This window comes from Streptomyces sp. NPDC097595, from assembly GCF_044761525.1.
GTDB lineage: Bacteria > Actinomycetota > Actinomycetes > Streptomycetales > Streptomycetaceae > Streptomyces > Streptomyces drozdowiczii_A.
The window spans coordinates 196,853-214,207 of sequence record NZ_JBIWCN010000014.1; the positions used below are offsets into that span (position 1 = coordinate 196,853).

Here is a 17,355-nt window from a genome sequence, read left to right on the forward strand (position 1 = left end):
ACGGCACCCTCCCGGGGCAGCTGTCCCTCCCTCCCCACGCATCACCCGCACGGGCCGTGCATGCATACGGTTTCAGCCAGGCGGCCGGACCGCCGCGACCCGGCCCCCAGGAGCGTCATGCCCGATTCCAGCCAGCGGCCCCACTCCGCGACGCCCGGGGCATCCGGGCCGGAGGCCCAGGCCCCCGCCGAGGCCGTCCTCTCCGTCGGGCAGGAACGCCTCTGGTTCCTGGACCAGTTCGAGCCGGGGGACCCGGCGTACAACATCCCGCTCGTGCTCCGGTTCACCGGCGCTCTCTCGGCGAACGCCCTCGGCGCGGCGCTGGACGCGGTGGCGGGCCAGCACGAGGCGCTGCGCAGCCGCTTCCCCGCCGTCGACGGCCGTCCGTACGTCGTGGTGGACCCACCGGCCCCGGTCCCCTGGGAGAGCCATGATCTCCGGGGGTGCGCGGAGGCCGAAACCGCCGCCAGAATCGGGGAGTTCACCAACCGGCCGTTCGACCTGGCGGAAGGGCCGCTGCTGCGTGCCGCGCTGCTGCGCACCGGGGAGCACACGTACACCTTCTGTCTGGTCGTGCACCACATCGTCGCCGACGGCTGGTCGCTCGGCCTGCTGCGCTCCGAACTCGCCGCGCTGTACTCGGCGTTCCGTACCGGCGGAGGCGCCGCACTGGACGATCCGCCCTCCTACCTGGCGCACGCCGCCGGGGAGCGCGCCTGGCTGGACGGCCCGGAGGCCGCCGCCGCCCTCGACCACTGGCGCCGGCTGCTCGACGGCGCCCAGCCCCTGGCGCTCCCCACCGAGCGCCCCCGGCCTTCCGTTCCGAGCAGCCGGGGTGCCTATCGCACCCAAGTCCTGCGCGGTCTGGGCGGGACGGTGGAGAGCTTCGCCCGTGCCCGCCGGCTCACCCCCTTCATGGTGATCGCCGCGGCCTACCAACTCCTCCTCCACCGCTGCACGGGCCAGGACGACTTCTGCGTGGGCGTGCCCACCGCCGCGCGCACGACGGTCGACAGCGAGCGGACCGTCGGCTACTTCTCCTCGACCCTCGTCCTGCGCGCCGACTTCTCCGGAACCCGGTCCTTCGACGCCCTGCTGCGGCAGATCCGGGGCGACTGGCTCCGCGCCCTGACACACGGACGCGTCCCGTTCGAACGACTCACCGAGGAATTGCGGCAGGACCGGGACACCGGACGTACGCCCGTCTTCCAGACGCTGCTGACCGTGCACACCCAGAGCGGCGGCGACCTGGGCGAGCACCGCTTCGCGGACCTCCTCTGCGCCGAGGGGGACGGCGGCCACACCGCCGCCAAGTTCGAACTGAGCCTGGACGTCCGCCCGGACGGTGACGACCTGCACGCGGTCTTCGGCTACCGCACCTACCTCCTGGACGCGCCGGAGGTGGCCCGGTTCGCCGCCCGCTTCGAGATCCTGCTGCGCGCCGCCCTGGAGGAGCCCGACACGCCCGTGCACCTGCTGCCCCTGCTGGACGAGGGGGAGTCGGCGCTGCTGCGGGACGAGGCGGCGGGGCCCGCGCTGCCGGAGCACCCCCCGACGGTCCTCGCCGCGATCGACCGGATGGCCCGGGCCGCCGATGCCCCGGCCCTCGTCGGCCCCGGGGAAACCCTCACGCGCGGACAGCTCGTCGACGCCTCCCGCGCCCTGGCCGCCCGGCTCCTGGCAGCCGGGGTCCGCCGCGGCGACCTCGTCGCGTTCTGCCTGCCCCGGGGACCGAGGCCGGTCGTCGTGATGCTCGCCGCCTGGCGCGTCGGCGCGGGCTTCCTCGCATTGGACCCGGAATACCCCGCCGGACGGCTCGACTTCATGCTGCGGGACAGCGGGGCGGCGGTCCTGCTGACCGCGGACGGCGCGCCCGTCCCGGGCCTCACCACCGATGTCCCCGTCCTGTCCGCCGTCCCCGGCCACCCGTCCGGCCCGCCTCCCGGCCCCGGCACCGAGGCCGGTCCGCCTCCCGACCCCGCCACCGAGGCCGGCCCGGACGATCCCGCGTACGTCATCTACACCTCGGGCTCCACCGGCACGCCCAAGGGCGTCCTCGTACCGCACCGCGCGCTCGCCGCCCGGGTCGCCTGGATGCGTCAGGGCTACGGCCTCGGCGAGAGCGACCGGGTCCTGCACAGCGCCTCGCTCTCCTTCGACACCAGCGCCGAAGAGATCTTCCCGGCCCTGGCGTCCGGCGCGGTCCTCGTCACCGCCCGCCCCGGAGCGGCCCTCGGCGACCAGCTGGCCGAGCCGTACGCGGCGGGGGTCACCGTCCTGGACCTGCCCACCCCCTACTGGCACCACCTCGTCGCCGACCTCGCCGAGACCCCGTGGCCGGACACCCTGCGCCTGGTCGTCCTGGGCGGCGACCAACTCCGCGCCGAAGCGGTCGCCGCGTGGCGGGCCCGGTTCGGCGACACCGTGCGGCTGGTGAACTCCTACGGCCCGACGGAGACCACGGTCATCGCCACCACGGCGGAGCTCGGCGCGACGGACGGGCTGCGCAGGCCGCCCATCGGCCGCCCGATCGGCGCGACCACCCTGGCCGTGCTGGACCGCCATGGCACGCCCGTCCCACCCGGCACCCCCGGCGAACTGGTCATCGGCGGGGCCGGGGTCGCCGACGGCTACCTGGGCCGCCCCGGGGCCACCGCCCGCGCCTTCGTGCCCGATCCGGACGGACCGCCGGGGGCCCGTCGCTACCGGACCGGTGACCGGGTCCGGCGCCGGGCCGACGGACAGCTGGAATTCCTGGGCCGGCTCGACGGCCAGGTGAAGGTGCGCGGCTTCCGGGTCGAGCCCGGCGAGGTCGAGGCCGCGCTCACCGCCCTGCCCGGCGTGGCCGATGCCGTGGTCCACGCCCGCGACGACCAACTCGTCGCCCACGTCGTACCGGCCCCGGACGCGCCCGCGCCGGACCCGGCCCGGCTGCGCGCGGAACTGGCCGCCGTGCTGCCCCCGCACCTGGTCCCCGGCGCCTGGGCCGTGCTCGACCGCCTGCCGCTCACCCCCAACGGCAAGGTGGACCGGGCGGCCCTGCCGGACCCCGGCGGCGCGCCCCCCGTGCGGGCCGCCTTCGTGGAGCCCAGGACCGAGGCGGAGGAACTGGTCGCCGACATCTGGCGCCAGGTCCTGGGCTCGGGGCCGGTCGGCGCGGACGACGACTTCTTCGACCTGGGCGGCCACTCGCTCCTCGCGACGCGGGTCATCGCCCGGCTCCGCGCCTCCGTCGACCTCGCCGTCCCTCTGCGCACCCTGTTCACCCACCGCACCTGCGCCGCCTTCGCCGAAGCCGTGGAGGCCGCTCTGGCCGCCGAGATCGACGCCCTGTCGGACACGGACGCCGAAGAGCTGCTGGCCGCGCAGGACGCACTGGAAGGAAGCCGGCCCCGCTCATGAGCGCCGACACCGCCCACCCGGCGGAACCAGCCGCCGCCCGCCTCACGGCCGCGAAGCGGGAACTGCTGCGCCGCCGCCTGTCGGCGCGCCCCGCCGCCCGGGCCACCATCCCGCGCCGGGATCCGGACACGCCCGTGCCGCTCTCGTTCGCGCAGGAACGCCTGTGGTTCATGGAGCAGTTCGCCCCGGGGACCGCCGCGTACAACATCCCGGTGGTCCGGCGGCTGCGCGGCCCGCTGGACGCCGGCCTGCTGCGCGCCGCCCTGGACGCGGCGGTCGCCCGGCACGAGACGCTGCGCTCCCGCTACCCGGCCACCGACGACGGCCGCCCGCTGCTGGTCATCGACCCGCCCGGCCCGGCGGCCCTCACCGAGGCCGTGGCCTCGTCACCGGCCGAGGCCGAACGCCTGGTGGACGAGGCGTCCGCCGTCCCCTTCGACCTGGAGCGGGGCCCGCTGCTGCGGGCCCTGCTGATCCGGCTGGCCGCCGACGACCACGTCCTGCTCCTGGTCGTCCACCACAGCGTCAGCGACGGCTGGTCCAGCGAGGTCCTGCTCGGCGATGTGCTGCGCCACTACGCCGCCGGTGTCGCGGGTGAACCCGATCCGCTGCCCGAACTGACCGTGCAGTACGGGGACTTCGCGCTGTGGCAGCGCGAGCAGCTGAGCGGTGAACGGCTCGCGGCCGAGGTCGCCCACTGGTCCGGCGAACTCGCCGGGATCGAACCGCTGGAGCTCGCCTTCTCCCGCCCCCGCCCGCCCCGCCAGACCTTCGAGGGCGCCGGGTACGCGTTCTTCGTCGACCGCGCCCTGCTCGACCGCCTGACGGCGCTCGGCCGGCTCCACGACGCGACCGTCCACATGGTGCTGCTGGCCGCCTTCCAGATCCTCCTCGCCCGCTTCAGCGGCCAGCGCGACTTCGCCGTCGGTTCCCCTGTCGCCGGACGCACCGAGCCGGAACTCGAAGACCTGGTCGGCATGTTCGTCAACGTCATCGCGCTGCCGGCCCGACTGGAGGGCGATCCGTCATTCGCCGAGCTCCTGCGCCGCACCCGCGAAACCTGCCTGGACGCCTACGCGCACCAGGAACTGCCGTTCGCGCAGCTGGTCAGCGAGCTGAAGGTGGCACGCGACGTCTCGCGCCCGCCCGTCTTCCAGGCCGTGCTCGCCGTACAGAACTACGCCACCCAGCGCGACGCCGCGGCGGCGGGCGGCCTGAGCGCCGAGCCGTTCGGGGTACGGGCCAGCGGCACCCGCTTCGATCTCGAACTCTTCCTCCAGGAGTGGCCCGACGGGCTGCACGGCTCCTTCAACTTCAACACCGACCTCTTCGACCCCGCCGACATCGGACGCCTCGCCGATCACCTCGGCAGGATCCTGCGCTCCGTGGCGGCCGCCCCCGAGACCCCGCTCTCCGGCCTCGCCGGGCCCACCCCGGAGGAGCGCGAGACCGAGACCGAGCGGTACAACGACACCGCTGCGGACCGTCCGCCCACCACCCTCACCGCCCTGGTGGCCGAGCAGATCGCCCGGACCCCCGACGCGGTCGCCGTCGCCGTCGAGGGCCGGCCCGCCCTCACCTACCGGCAGCTCGACGAGCGGGCCGACCGGATCGCCGCCCGGCTGGCCGCCGAGGGCATCGGTCCGGGCGGCCTCGTCGCCATCTGCTCGGAGCGCTCACCCGAACTCGTCGCCGGCCTGCTTGGCATCCTGCGCACGGGCGCGGCCTACGCCCCGCTGGAACCCGGCTACCCCGCCGAACGCCTCGCCTTCCTCCTCGCCGACAGCGACGCGCCCGTCCTGCTCACACAGCGCGGACTGCCCACCCCGCACGGCTGCACCGCGCAGATCATGCTGCTGGACGACCCCGAGGAACCGCCCCGCTCGCGCCGCGGACCGGCCGGACCCACCCCCGACGACCCCGCCTACCTCATCTACACCTCCGGCTCCACCGGCCGCCCGAAGGGCGTGCCCAACACCCACCGGGCCATCGCCAACCGCCTCCAGTGGATGCAGGACACCTACCGGTTGGGACCCGACGACGCCGTCCTGCAGAAGACCCCCGTCGGCTTCGACGTATCGGTGTGGGAGTTCTTCTGGCCTCTGACCACCGGTGCGCGCATCGTCCTCGCCAAGCCCGGCGGCCAGAAGGACGCCGGCTACCTGCTCGACCTCATCGCCACCACGGGTGTCACCGTCGCGCACTTCGTGCCCGCCATGCTGACCGTCTTCCTCGCCGAGGACGGCGTCGAACGGTGCACGACGCTGCGCCGCGTGATCAGCAGCGGCGAGGCCCTGCCGCCCGACACGGCCCGCGAACTGACCGGCCGGCTGCCGCACTGCGCCCTCGCCAATCTGTACGGACCGACGGAGGCGGCGGTCGACGTCTCCTCGTGGGAGTGCGCCGGGCCCCTGGAGACGGTGCCGATCGGACGGCCCATCGACAACACCCGGCTGTACGTGCTGGACGCCGCCCTGCGCCCCGTGCCGCCCGGGGCCCCCGGAGAACTGCACATCGGCGGCACCGCCGTGGCCCTCGGCTACCACCGCAGGCCAGGCCAGACCGCGGCCCGGTTCGTCCCCGACCCGTACGGTCCGCCCGGCTCCCGCCTCTACCGCACCGGGGACCTGGCCCGCCGCCTCCCGGACGGCACCCTCCAGCACCTCGGCCGCGTCGACGCGCAGATCAAGCTGCGCGGGCTGCGCATCGAGCCCGGCGAGACCGAGGCCGCGCTGCGCGCCCAGCCCCACGTCGCCGACGCGGCGGTCGTCCTGCGCGAGGACCGGCCCGGCGACCAGCGCCTCGTCGGATACGTCGTGGCCGACGGCCCGGACGAGCCCGATCCGGCCCGGCTGCGTACGGCCCTCAAACGGGTGCTCCCCGAACACCAGGTGCCCTCGGTGGTCGCCGTCGTCCCCGCCCTGCCGCTCACCCCCAACGGGAAGCTCGACCGCCGCGCCCTGCCCGCGCCGCAGCTGCGGCGGTCCGGCGCGACCCGGCCCGCCACCGAGGTGGAGCGCCTGCTCGCCGGGGTCTGGGGCGAGGTGCTCGGGCTGACGGAGGTCGGCACGGACGAGGACTTCTTCGACATCGGCGGCCACTCGCTCCTGGCCACCCAGGTCGTCGCGAGGGCCCGCGCCCGGCTGGCCGAGGCGGGCGCCCGGCCCGTCAGCGTCATGGACCTCTTCACCCACCGCACCGTCCGCGACCTGGCCGCCGTCGCCTCCCGGGACGAGAGCGACGACTCCCCGAGGCCGCTGCTGCACCGGCTCACCCCGCCCGTGTCCGCCGCCCACCGCACCCGCACCTTCGTCTGCGTGCCGTACGGCGGCGGCAGCCCCGTCGTCTACCAACCCGTCGCCGACGCGCTGCCCGCCGACACCGAGCTGTGGGCGGTCGCCGTACCGGGCCACGACGTCGGTGTCACCGAGGAATCCGTGCCGTTCGACGAACTCGCCGAGCGCATCGCGGCGGAGGTACGGGAGCGGACCGAGGGGCCCGTCGTGGTCTACGGGCACTGCGCGGTCGGCACGGCCCTGGCGATCTCGGTCTCCCGGCTGCTGGAAGCCGCCGGGCACCCGCTGGAGGCGGTCTACGCCGGAGCCCAGTTCCCCTTCGCCCGGCCACGCAGCCGGGTGCTCAACGCGCTGAGCCGCGTCGCCTCACTCGAACCGCTGCTCGGCGACCGGGTCTACGCGAACTGGCTCATCGGGCTCGGAGTGAACACCTCCGACCTCGACAAGGAGCAGGCCGCCTTCATCATCGGCAACATGCGCAGGGACACCCAGGCCGCCGAGGACTACTTCACCCGCGCCATCGTCGACGTGGCCGCCGGAGCGCCACGGCTGCGCGCCCCGCTCATCTGCCTCATCGGCGACCAGGACCCGGCGGCCGACTTCTACCAGGAGCGCTACCGCGAGTGGCTGCTGCTGGCCGAGCGCTCCGCCGTCGCCGTGCTCGACCAGGGCGGTCACTTCTTCCTCAAGTACCGGGCCACCGAGGTCGCCGAGGCGGTGACCACCGTGCACCTCGCGGTGCGCGACGGAGTGACCGACGAGCTGCCCGCCCGCGATCCACGGCACTCGTGGTGGTTCCACGCGGACACCGGGCCGGTGACGGCGGCGGCCGAACAGTCCGGCACGGAAACCCCCGCCGAGGAAGCGGAGTCCGACGCCGGGCCCGAACCCAGCATGCGACGGTTCCTCGCGGTCGCGAGCGGGCAGCTGGTCTCCATCACCGGTTCCGCGCTGACCGAGTTCGCGCTGCCGCTCTGGATCCTGCTGAACACCGGCTCCCTCACCCGGTACGCGCTCTACGCGGTGATCGCCATGGTCCCCGGCATCCTCGTCGGCCCGCTGGCAGGCGCCCTCGTCGACCGGCTGGACCGGCGCACCGTGCTCCTCGCGGGCGACCTCACCGCCTGCACCACGCAGGCCGGCCTCCTGGCCCTGCTGCTCACCGGGAACCTGCACTCCTGGGAGGTGTACGTCCTGCTGGGCGTGCTCTCCCTCGCCCTGACCTTCCAACGGCTCGCCTACGCCTCGGCGGTCCCGCAGCTGGTACCCAAGCAGTACCTCGGCCACGCCAACGGCATCGTCCAACTCGCTTTCGGTACAGCCCAGTTCGTCGTACCGCTGGTGGCCGTGGCGCTGATGGCCGCAATCGGTCTGGGCGGCATCCTCGTCATCGACGTGGTCAGCTACGTCCTGGCCATCGGCGTCCTGCTCGCGGTCAAGTTCCCCCGGACGCTGCCGTGGACCCGGCGCGAGTCCCTCGTCTCCGAGATCCGGCACGGCTTCGCCCATTCCTGGCGCAACCGGGGCTTCCGGGCGATGCTGCTGTGGTTCGCCGGGCTGAACCTCTTCCTCTCCCCGCTCTTCCTGCTCATCACCCCGCTGGTCCTCGCCTTCGACGACCTCCAGGGCGCGGCGCGGGTCGCGATGGCGGGCGGCGCGGGCGCGATCCTGGGCGGGGTCGTCATGGGGTTCTGGGGCGGCCCCCGGCGCCACCGGCTGCGCGGCATGCTCGGCCTCGCCGCACTGCTCGCCCTGGCCGGGGCCCTCACCGGGCTGCACGCCGGTCTCTGGGTGATCGCCGCCGGAGCGTTCGGCATGTCGTTCGCGCTCTCCCTCGTCAACGGCGTCTACTCCACGATCGTCCAGGTCAAGGTCCCGCAGCGCTTCCACGGCCGCGTCTTCGCCCTGAACACCCTCGTCGCCTGGTCCACCCTGCCGCTGGGCCACGGGATCATCGCCCCGCTCGGCTCCTCGGTGCTGGGGCCCCTGATGGAGCCCGGCGGGGCGCTCGCCCCCGTCTTCGGCCCCTTGATCGGCACCGGACCCGGGCGCGGCATCGCCCTGATGTACGTGCTCTTCGGGTGCGCCATGCTCGGCCTGGTCGCGCTCGGCCTGCGCCTTCCGGTGTTGGCGCGCTTCGACCGCGACGTGCCCGAGGCCGAGCCGGACGATCTGGTCGGTCTGCGCGAGCGTGCCCGTATCGCCGCCGCCCGCCGCGCGAAGGAGAGCCGGACATGACAGCGACGGCGGCCACCACACTGCCCGCCCTGCTCGCCCACCGGGCCACCGCCCACGGCGAGCGCACCGCCCTGATCACCGGCCGCGAACGGCTCGACTTCGCGTCCTGGCACGCCCGGTCGGGGGCGTACGCCTGCGCGCTGCGCTCCGCCGGGGTGCGCCCCGGGGACCGCGTGGTGCTCCACCACGGCACGGCCCGGTGGACCGAATACGCCGTCGCCTTCCTCGCGGTGCTGCGGGCGGGCGGAGTGGCCGTCCCACTGTCCGACCGGACGGCGCCCGCCACCACCGCTCATGTGCTCGCGGACACGCGGGCCCGCTTCCTGCTGCACGGCACGGGGGACATCCCGCCCGCGCTGCCGAAGGGCACCACCGTGCTGACGGAGGCCGACGCCGACGGCCACCCCTCCCGGCCCGACCTGCCCGAGCCCGCGCCCGGTGACCTCGCCCAGATCCTCTACACCTCCGGCACCACCGGCACCCCGAAGGCGGTCGGAGCCCAACACGCCAACCTGGCGTACGGCTGCACCCTGGACGAGCGCAGGCGGCCGCTGCGTCACTCGTCCGCCTTCCTGCACGCCTTCCCGGTCGGCACGAACGCCGGGCAGACCATGCTGGTCAACGCGCTGAACGCGTACGCCACCTGTGTCACGGCCCCGCAGTTCACCCCGGCCCGCTTCCTGCGCCTGCTCTCGGAGCACGACATCGGCAGCGTGTTCCTCGTACCGGCCATGGCGATCGAACTGCTGGCGTCCGCCGCGCTCACCGACGCGGGGTCATCGGGTGCGCGCGACGCCGTGCGCCTGGTGGGTTCCACGGCCGCCGCCCTCCCTCAGCCGGTCGCGCTCGGACTCGTCCGGGCCTTCCCGAAGGCGCAGATCGTCAACTACTACACCTCCACCGAAGCCGCCCCCGCCCAGGTCACCCTGCTCTTCGACCCAGCCCGCCCGGACTCGCCCGGCCGTCCCGCCTCCCTGGCCGACCTGCGGGTGACCACACCCGGGGGAGAGCCGCTGCCCGCGGGGCGGCCGGGAGAGCTGTGGCTGCGATCGGCCGCGGCTCCGCGGGCGTACGTGGGTGAGGCGGACGACGAGGCCTTCCAGGGGCGCTGGATACGCATGGGCGACCTGGGCCGCGTGGACGAGGAGGGCTTCCTCCACTTGCTCGACCGGGAGCGGGACGTCGTCAAGTCGGGCGCCCACAAGGTTTCCACCCTCCAGGTCGAGAACGCCCTGCACGCCCATCCGCTGGTCCGGGACGCCGCCGCCCTCGGACTGCCGCACCCGGTCCTGGGAAGCGTCGTCGCCGCCGTGGTCGTCGCCGACGACGGCCTGACCACCACCGCCCTGCGGGCCTTCCTGCTCGACCTGCTGGCCGTCCACGAACTGCCGGCCACCGTGCTGTTCCACGACACCCTGCCGCGCAACGAGGCCGGCAAGGTCCTCAAACGCGAACTGCGCCGCATCCTCGCCCAAGACCACCCCGAGGCCATCCTGTGAACGCGACCCTCAGCTCCGCCCAGCACGGCGTCTGGCTCACCGAGCGCACCCTGGACACCGCTTCCGCCTATCACCTGACCCTGGCCGTGCGTCTCGTCGGCCCGCTCGACACCAGCCGCCTGAACCGGGGCTGCGCCGCCGTCGCCGCCCAGCACCCGTCCCTCACCACGGTGTTCGCCGCAGACGGCACCCCCCGGCCCGGACCCGGACCCGGGCACCCGCGCACGGTCGAGTGCACCGACGGCACACTCGACGCGCTGCTCGCCCAGGAACGGGCCCTGCCCTTCGACCTCGCCCACGGCCCGCTGCACCGCTTCGTACTCCTGCGGCTGTCCCCGGTCCGGCACGTCCTGGTCCTGACCGCCCATCACCTCGTCTTCGACGGCGAGTCCAAGGACCGGCTGGTCGACGACCTGGCCACCGCCTACCGGGGCGGGCCACCGGCTCCGGCCGCCCCGCAGCCGGCCGCCGCACCGTCCCCCGACGCCCTCACGGACGCCGAGGCGTACTGGGCCACCCGCTGGCGCGATCCGGCCGCTCCCGCGCTGCCGGGGCTCGTGGTCTCCTCGGTGGCCGGTACCGCTCCCGCTCCGGGCGCGGAGGTCGCGTGGAGCCTCGGCCCCGAGCGGGCCGCGCTGCTGGGCGCCACGGCCGAACGGCTCGGGCTCACCCGCTTCGAACTGCTCACCGCGTCCTGGCACGCTCTGCTCGCCCGCTACGGCGAGGCCGCCCCCGTCACGGCCATCGAGCTGTCGCTGCGTACGCCGGGCACGGCCACGGGCGTGGGGCTGGCCGTCAACGAGCTGCCCCTCTTCACCACCGCCGACCTCGACGCGCCCTTCGCGTCCTGGTCCCGGACGGTGCGGGCCGAACTACGCGCCCTGTACAGGCACCGGGCCGTCCCGCTCGGCCGTTCCGTACGCGGACTGACCCCACGCACCGCGCTGACCCCGCTCTCCCTCAGCTACCGGCGGCGCCCGGAGCGACCGCGCCCCGACTTCGGCGCCGAGGTCCGCGCCGAGGTCCGCTGGCTCGGCTTCTGCGGCACCGCGCGCAACCTGGCACACCTCCAGCTCGTCGACTCGGGTACGGAGGTCGAAGCAAGCCTCCAGTTCCGCGCGGCGGCGCTCACCGCCGACGGCGCGCGACGGATCGCGGACCACTGGACGGCCCTCCTCGACGGCGTACTGGCCGGTCCCGACACCCCGGTCGGCGATCTGCCGCTGCTGACACCCGGGGAACGGGCCGCGCAACTGGCAGCGCCGCTTCCGCGGCCCGAACTCGCCCGGCGCACGGTGCCCTCGCTGTTCGCCGAGGCGGTGGCCGCCCGCCCCGACGCGACCGCCGTCGTCTGCGGCGACGAGACCCTGACCTACCGGGAGCTGTCCGCCCTGGTCGCACACGCGGCCGCCGCGCTGGGCAGGCACGGCGCGGGACCCGGCACCCTCGTCGGCATCGAACTGCCTCGCGGGCGCGACCAGTTGGTGTCCCTCCTCGCCTCGCTGGTCCTCGGCTCCGTCCATCTGCCGCTCGACCCCGACCACCCGGCCGAACGGCTGGCGTTCCTCAGGGTCGACTCCCGCCTCGCGCTGCGCGTCACCACACGCCCCGAGGGGCCCGGCGACCTCACCCCGGAGGCCCTGGCACCCGTCGGCCCGGACACCCCGGCGCTGCCCCCGGGCCCGACGCCCGCCCATCCCGCGTACGTGCTCTACACCTCCGGCTCGACCGGGCGCCCCAAGGGCGTGGAGGTGCCGCACTCGGCGCTCGCCAACGTCCTGGGCGCGTTGCGCGACCACCTGGGCTCCGGCCCCGACGACCGCTGGCTCGGGCTCACCTCGCTGTCCTTCGACATCTCGGCGGTCGAACTGCTGCTGCCCCTCATCAGCGGCGGGCGCGTCGTCCTGGTGCCGGAGGGCGGCCACCGCGACGGGCCCGCGCTGCTCGGGCTCATCGATCGCCACCGGGTCACACACGTCCAGGCCACGCCCAGCGGGTGGCGGCTGCTGCTCGACGCGGGGCTCGGCGACGACGCGTCCGGACTCACCGCACTGTCCGGCGGCGAGGCGCTGCCACCCGCGCTGGCCGCGGAGCTGGGCACCGTCAGCAAACGACTGGTGAACGTCTACGGCCCGACCGAGACCACCATCTGGTCCACCCTGGCGGAGCCCGCCGCGGGCGACGACGGCCAGGTCCTCATCGGCGAACCGCTCGCCAACACCCGCGCCTACGTCCTGGACGCCCGGCTGCGCCCAGTCCCGTACGGACTGCCCGGCGAGCTCTACCTCGGCGGCGCCGGTCTGGCGCACGGCTACCGCCACCGCCCCGGCCTGACGGCCACGCGTTTCGTCCCCGACCCGTACGGACCTGCGGGCGCGCGCCTCTACCGCACCGGGGACCTCGTGCGGCGCCTGCCCGACGGCGGCCTCGTCTGCATCGGCCGCTCGGACAACCAGGTCAAGGTGCGCGGCCACCGGATCGAACTGGGCGAGATCGAGGCCCGGCTGGCTTCGCACCCCTCGGTCGCGCAGGCCGCCGCCGCTGTGCACGGCGCGGACGGCGAGCGCAGGCTGAGCGCCTATGTCGTCCCGGCCGGCCCGGCGCCCACGGCCCAGGAGCTGCACGCCCACCTCGCCGCCGCGCTTCCCGCCGCCGCCGTCCCCGCCTCGTACACGGTGCTGGAGGCGTTCCCGCTCACCCCCAACGGCAAGCTGGACCGGGCCGCGCTTCCGGAGCCGGTCCCGGCGCGCGGACCCGCGGCGGGCGGCGGCGCGGGAACCGGGCCCGACCCCACCACCGAAGCGGTGCTCGCGATCTGGCGCGAGGTCCTGGAACTGGACGATCTCGGCTGCGACGAGGACCTGTTCGACCTCGGCGGCCATTCCCTGACCATCACCGCCATCGCCGCCCGCATCCACCGCACCCTGGGCGTGGACCTCCCGTTCGACGTCTTCTTCGACGCCCCCACCGTGCGCGGCATCGCCGCCGCCGTCACCGCACTGCGCAAGGAGTAGCACCATGACCGAACCCAGCCGCTACCTCGTGGCCGTCAACGACGAGGAGCAGCACGCCCTCTGGCCGGAGGGCGCCGAACTGCCCGCGGGCTGGCGGGCGGAGGGCTTCACCGGCACCGAGGAGGAATGCGTCGCGCACGTCGACCGGGTGTGGCCGGACATCCGCCCCCTGAGCCTGCGCCGCCGTCTGGCCGACGAGGCCGCCCGGTGACCGCGCCCGCCCCCACCCCGGAGAGTGTCGCCCGGCTCGTCGAACGGGCCACCGACGGCCGGCTCGGCGCCGCGGAGCTCATGGACTCCACCGAACCCCTGGCCGCGCTGGGCGTCAGCTCGCTGTCCCTGCTGCGGCTCGCCGACAGCCTGGAGTCGGAGTACGGCGTCCTCATCGACCTCGGCGACCGGGCGCTGTACACCGAAGGTCTCGCGGGCCTGACCGCCCGAGTGCGGGCCCTGGCCGCCGAGGGCACCGAGTGACGGCGGCGACGGCGCACGCCACCGCGTCCTTCGCCTTCGCTGGCGGCCGGAGCGGCGATGCCCCGCTGACCTGGGGCCAGCGTGCGATCTGGCACGCGATCGGGCGCACCCGGCCCAACGACCACTACTTCAACATCGGCCGCGTCCTGCCGCTCGCCGACCGGGGCGCGCCGGTGGACCTGCCCCGGCTGACGGACGCGCTCACGGCGCTCCTCGTCCGTCACGAAGCGCTGCGCACCCGGATCGCGGACGAGGGCGGGGAGCCGCGCCAACGCCTGCACGGCGAAGGGCAGGTGGAAATCCGTGTCGTCGAGGCGGACGATCCGCAGGAAGCCGCGACGGCCGCCGACGCCCTGCTGTCGTCGCTGACCGCCCACCGCTTCGACTACGCGGGCGAGTGGCCCGTACGGTTCGGAGCCGTCCGGCACGCGGGGCGGATCACGCACGCCGTGCTGGCGCTGTGCCATCTGGCAGCCGACGGGCACGCCGCCGAGGTCCTGGTCCGCGATCTGCGGCTGCTCGCCCGCCGCGGGTCGGCCGGACCGGCCTGCGCCGCGAACCCTCTCGACCTGGCGCGCCATCAGGCGTCCCCGGCCGGCCGCCGCGCGGGCCGGGCCGCGCTCGCGCACTGGGAGAGAGGGCTGCGGGCGGCGTCCCCGACGATGTTCCCCGCGCCGGTCGCCGAGCCGAGCACGCCCCGCTTCTGGACGGGCCGGCTGGTCTCCGCCGCGCTTCCCCGGGCCGTCGAGGCGCTGGCCGCCGCGCACCGGGTCAGCGGCTCGACGGTGCTGCTGACCGCCTCGGCCGCCCTGGTCGCCGCCGGTCAGGGCCACCCGGTCGCGGCGGTCATGCCGATCGCGGGCAACCGCGCGGCCGAGGGCCACCGCACCCTGGTCAGCACGCTGTCCCAGGACGCGCTGTTCATCCTGCGCATGGACGAGGCGGGGCCGGACGCCGACTTCACGGATCTGCTGGCGGGCGCCTGGCCGGCCGCGCTCGCCGGATACCGCGCCGCCTCCTACGACCCCGCCGACCTCGACGCCCTGCTGGACCGGATGTCCGCGGAGCGCGGCACCGAGGTCCATCCGTACTGCTGCTTCAACGACATGCGCCTGGTGGAGCGCCCGGCAGCGCCCCGCCCCGCGCCGCGCCCGGACGAGTCCGCCGCCCTCAGCCGCCGCGGCGTCCTGGACTTCCCCGCGACCCAGGACCGCGTGGCCTGCCGGTACTGCCTGCACGTCAGCGGGGACGACAGCGCGCTCACCGTCACCCTGACCGCCGACACCGCGTATCTGCCGCCGCACACCATCCACGCCCATCTGCGCGCCATCGAGGAGGTCGTCGTGACCGCGTCGGCCGGAAACCCGCCCCTTCTGACGGAGCTGCCCACACTCCTCACGAAGACCGAGGAGGCCGCCCGGTGAGCGCCGAACCGGCCCCGAGACCCCTCGCCCGTGCCGGGACGACGTCCTGCGTACAGGGCGGGTCCATGCGCTTCGCGGTGACCTCCGGCGAGGGCACCCCGCTCACCGGCCACGTCATCGTCTCCGACGCCGTGACCGGGCGCCCGATGGCCCGCGCGTCCGTGCACGGCACCGAGTGGACCCTCGACATCCCGCACGACTGGCCCAGTTCGCTGTACGTGGCCCGGTTCCACGACGCCCGTCCGCAGACGCCGGAACCGGAGCGGGACGCCGAACACGAGGTGTGGTTCGTCGTGCGGGCGGCGCGGCCCGCGGCCACCTCGTCCGTGCTCGTCTCCATCCCCTTCGCCACCTGGCGCGCCTACCACCGCGCGGGGCAGCCGGGCCGGAGCCTCTACTACGCCGAGGAACCGGGCCGCGCCGCCCGGGTGTCCTTCACCGACCCGGGAGGGGGCCCGCCGCCCGAGCGCTGGGAGGAGCCGTTGCTGCGCTGGCTGCCCGGGGCCGGCTATCCGGTCGAGTTCTGTTCCGGTCTCGATCTGGACGACGGAGAAGAACTCCTCGCCCCCTACCGCCTGTTGGTCGTCAACGGGCACGACGAGTACTGGTCGGCCGGGATGCGCGACAGCGTCGAGACCTTCGCCCGCAAGGGCGGCAACCTCGCCTTCTTCGCCGGCAACACGGCCTGGTGGCAGATGCGCCTGGAGGACGGTGGCCGCACGATGGTCTGCCATCGCGACGCCGCGTCCGACCCCGTCCCCGACCCCCGCCTCACGACCGTCGAGTGGTCCAGCTCGCCCGTCGACCGCCCCGAGAACGCGATGACCGGCGTCAGCTTCCGCAACGGAGCCGGCTCCTGGGGCGCGGGCATGGGCCTCATCGGCCGCGAGTCCTACACGGTCCGGTTCGCCGGCCACTGGGTCTTCGAAGGAACCGGCCTCCGCGACGGGGACACCTTCGCCCGGGGCGCCCTCGGGTACGAGACGGACGCCGCCGAACTCGACTGGACGGCCGGGGTGCCCCGCGCCACGGGCCGGGACGGCACCCCGCGCTCGTTCGCCGTGCTCGCCACCGCCGACCTGCGGCACTGGCGTACGTACGGGCAGGGCGGCTGGGCCACCATGGGCGTCTTCCGGCTGGGCGCCGGTACGGTCTTCAACGCCGCCACCATCAACTGGGGCCGGGCGCTGGCCGATCCGGTGGTGGACCGGATCACCCGCAACGTGCTGGACCGTCTCGGCGCTACGGCTCCGCAGCCCGCCTGGCACGCCGTGGGGCAGGCACCGGGGCTGCGGGCGCTCGCCGCCTGCGAGGGGCGGCTCTTCGCCGTCGCCGAGGACGGCGAGACCCTGCTCCACCGTGAGCCGTCCGACCAGAACCTGCCGTGGGCCGCCTGCCCTCCGGCCCCGGGGCCCGCGCCGCGGATCCGGTGCCTGGCCGCCCCGCGCGAGGCATGCCACCCCATGCCGCTGGCCCTGCTGGCCGTGGACACCGACGACCGGCTGCTCGTACGCGACCCGGTGCCCGGGCCGGCGCCCTGGACCCCGGTGGGCGAGGTCCCCGCCGGCACGACGGGGCTGGCGATGTGCGACAACACGCTGTTCGCGGTGACCCCGCACGACGACACCTTGTACGGGCGGCCCGCACCGCACCCGGACGCGCCGTGGACGGTGCTGGGCCCCGCGGGCGGGGCGGCATCGCTGACCGTGCTCAACGCGCGTCTCTACGCGACCGGCCCGGACGCGTTGCTGACCCGCCCGCCGGTCGTCACCAAAACCCCCTTCGAACCGGCGGGCCCCTTCCCGGCCAGTAGGGCGCTCGCGTCGTACGCGGGACGACTGCTGGCGGCGACGCGGGACGGCCTCCTCGTCAGCCATGGACCGCCGCGCCGCTCATGACCCGGACAGGGCCGTTGTTCTGTCCGAGGAGGTTGTGGACGGGTGAGTTATATCTCGGCTGAGGGATCTTGAACGGGTGAGGGCCTTCCGGGTTCGGTGTGGATTGCGAC

At 74.9% G+C, this 17,355-nt stretch carries 8 protein-coding genes; all 8 read left to right on the forward strand.

Annotated elements, in window-relative coordinates:
- Positions 1-117 precede the first annotated feature (117 nt).
- The 8 genes from ACIQZN_RS22495 (at position 118) to ACIQZN_RS22530 (ending at position 17,245) form a co-directional block, all read left to right on the forward strand.
- A complete protein-coding gene (locus tag ACIQZN_RS22495) occupies positions 118-3,402 on the forward strand; it encodes an amino acid adenylation domain-containing protein (RefSeq protein ID WP_403996623.1) in 3,285 nt (1,094 codons plus the stop codon).
- A complete protein-coding gene (locus tag ACIQZN_RS22500) occupies positions 3,399-8,936 on the forward strand; it encodes an amino acid adenylation domain-containing protein (RefSeq protein ID WP_403996626.1) in 5,538 nt (1,845 codons plus the stop codon). The genes ACIQZN_RS22495 and ACIQZN_RS22500 overlap by 4 nt, the downstream gene beginning before the upstream one ends.
- The gene (locus ACIQZN_RS22505; RefSeq protein WP_403996629.1) at positions 8,933-10,435 is read left to right on the forward strand and encodes a class I adenylate-forming enzyme family protein; all 1,503 of its coding nucleotides are present in this window, start codon (positions 8,933-8,935) and stop codon (positions 10,433-10,435) included. Before ACIQZN_RS22500 ends, ACIQZN_RS22505 begins: the two co-directional genes overlap by 4 nt.
- Entirely contained in the window at positions 10,432-13,449 is a 3,018-nt protein-coding gene (locus ACIQZN_RS22510; protein WP_403996632.1) for an amino acid adenylation domain-containing protein, read from the forward strand. The genes ACIQZN_RS22505 and ACIQZN_RS22510 overlap by 4 nt, the downstream gene beginning before the upstream one ends.
- A gap of 4 nt (positions 13,450-13,453) precedes the next feature.
- Positions 13,454-13,660: an MbtH family NRPS accessory protein gene (locus ACIQZN_RS22515; protein ID WP_018520704.1), complete on the forward strand. Its 207-nt coding sequence runs from the start codon at positions 13,454-13,456 to the stop codon at positions 13,658-13,660.
- Positions 13,657-13,923, forward strand: coding sequence for an acyl carrier protein (locus ACIQZN_RS22520; protein WP_403996635.1), 267 nt, complete (start codon positions 13,657-13,659; stop codon positions 13,921-13,923). The genes ACIQZN_RS22515 and ACIQZN_RS22520 overlap by 4 nt, the downstream gene beginning before the upstream one ends.
- Positions 13,920-15,347, forward strand: coding sequence for a condensation domain-containing protein (locus ACIQZN_RS22525; RefSeq protein WP_403996638.1), 1,428 nt, complete (start codon positions 13,920-13,922; stop codon positions 15,345-15,347). Before ACIQZN_RS22520 ends, ACIQZN_RS22525 begins: the two co-directional genes overlap by 4 nt.
- Before the next feature lie 65 nt (positions 15,348-15,412).
- Positions 15,413-17,245, forward strand: a complete 1,833-nt coding sequence (locus ACIQZN_RS22530) for a N,N-dimethylformamidase beta subunit family domain-containing protein (RefSeq protein ID WP_403996665.1) — start codon at positions 15,413-15,415, stop codon at positions 17,243-17,245.
- Positions 17,246-17,355 lie beyond the last annotated feature (110 nt).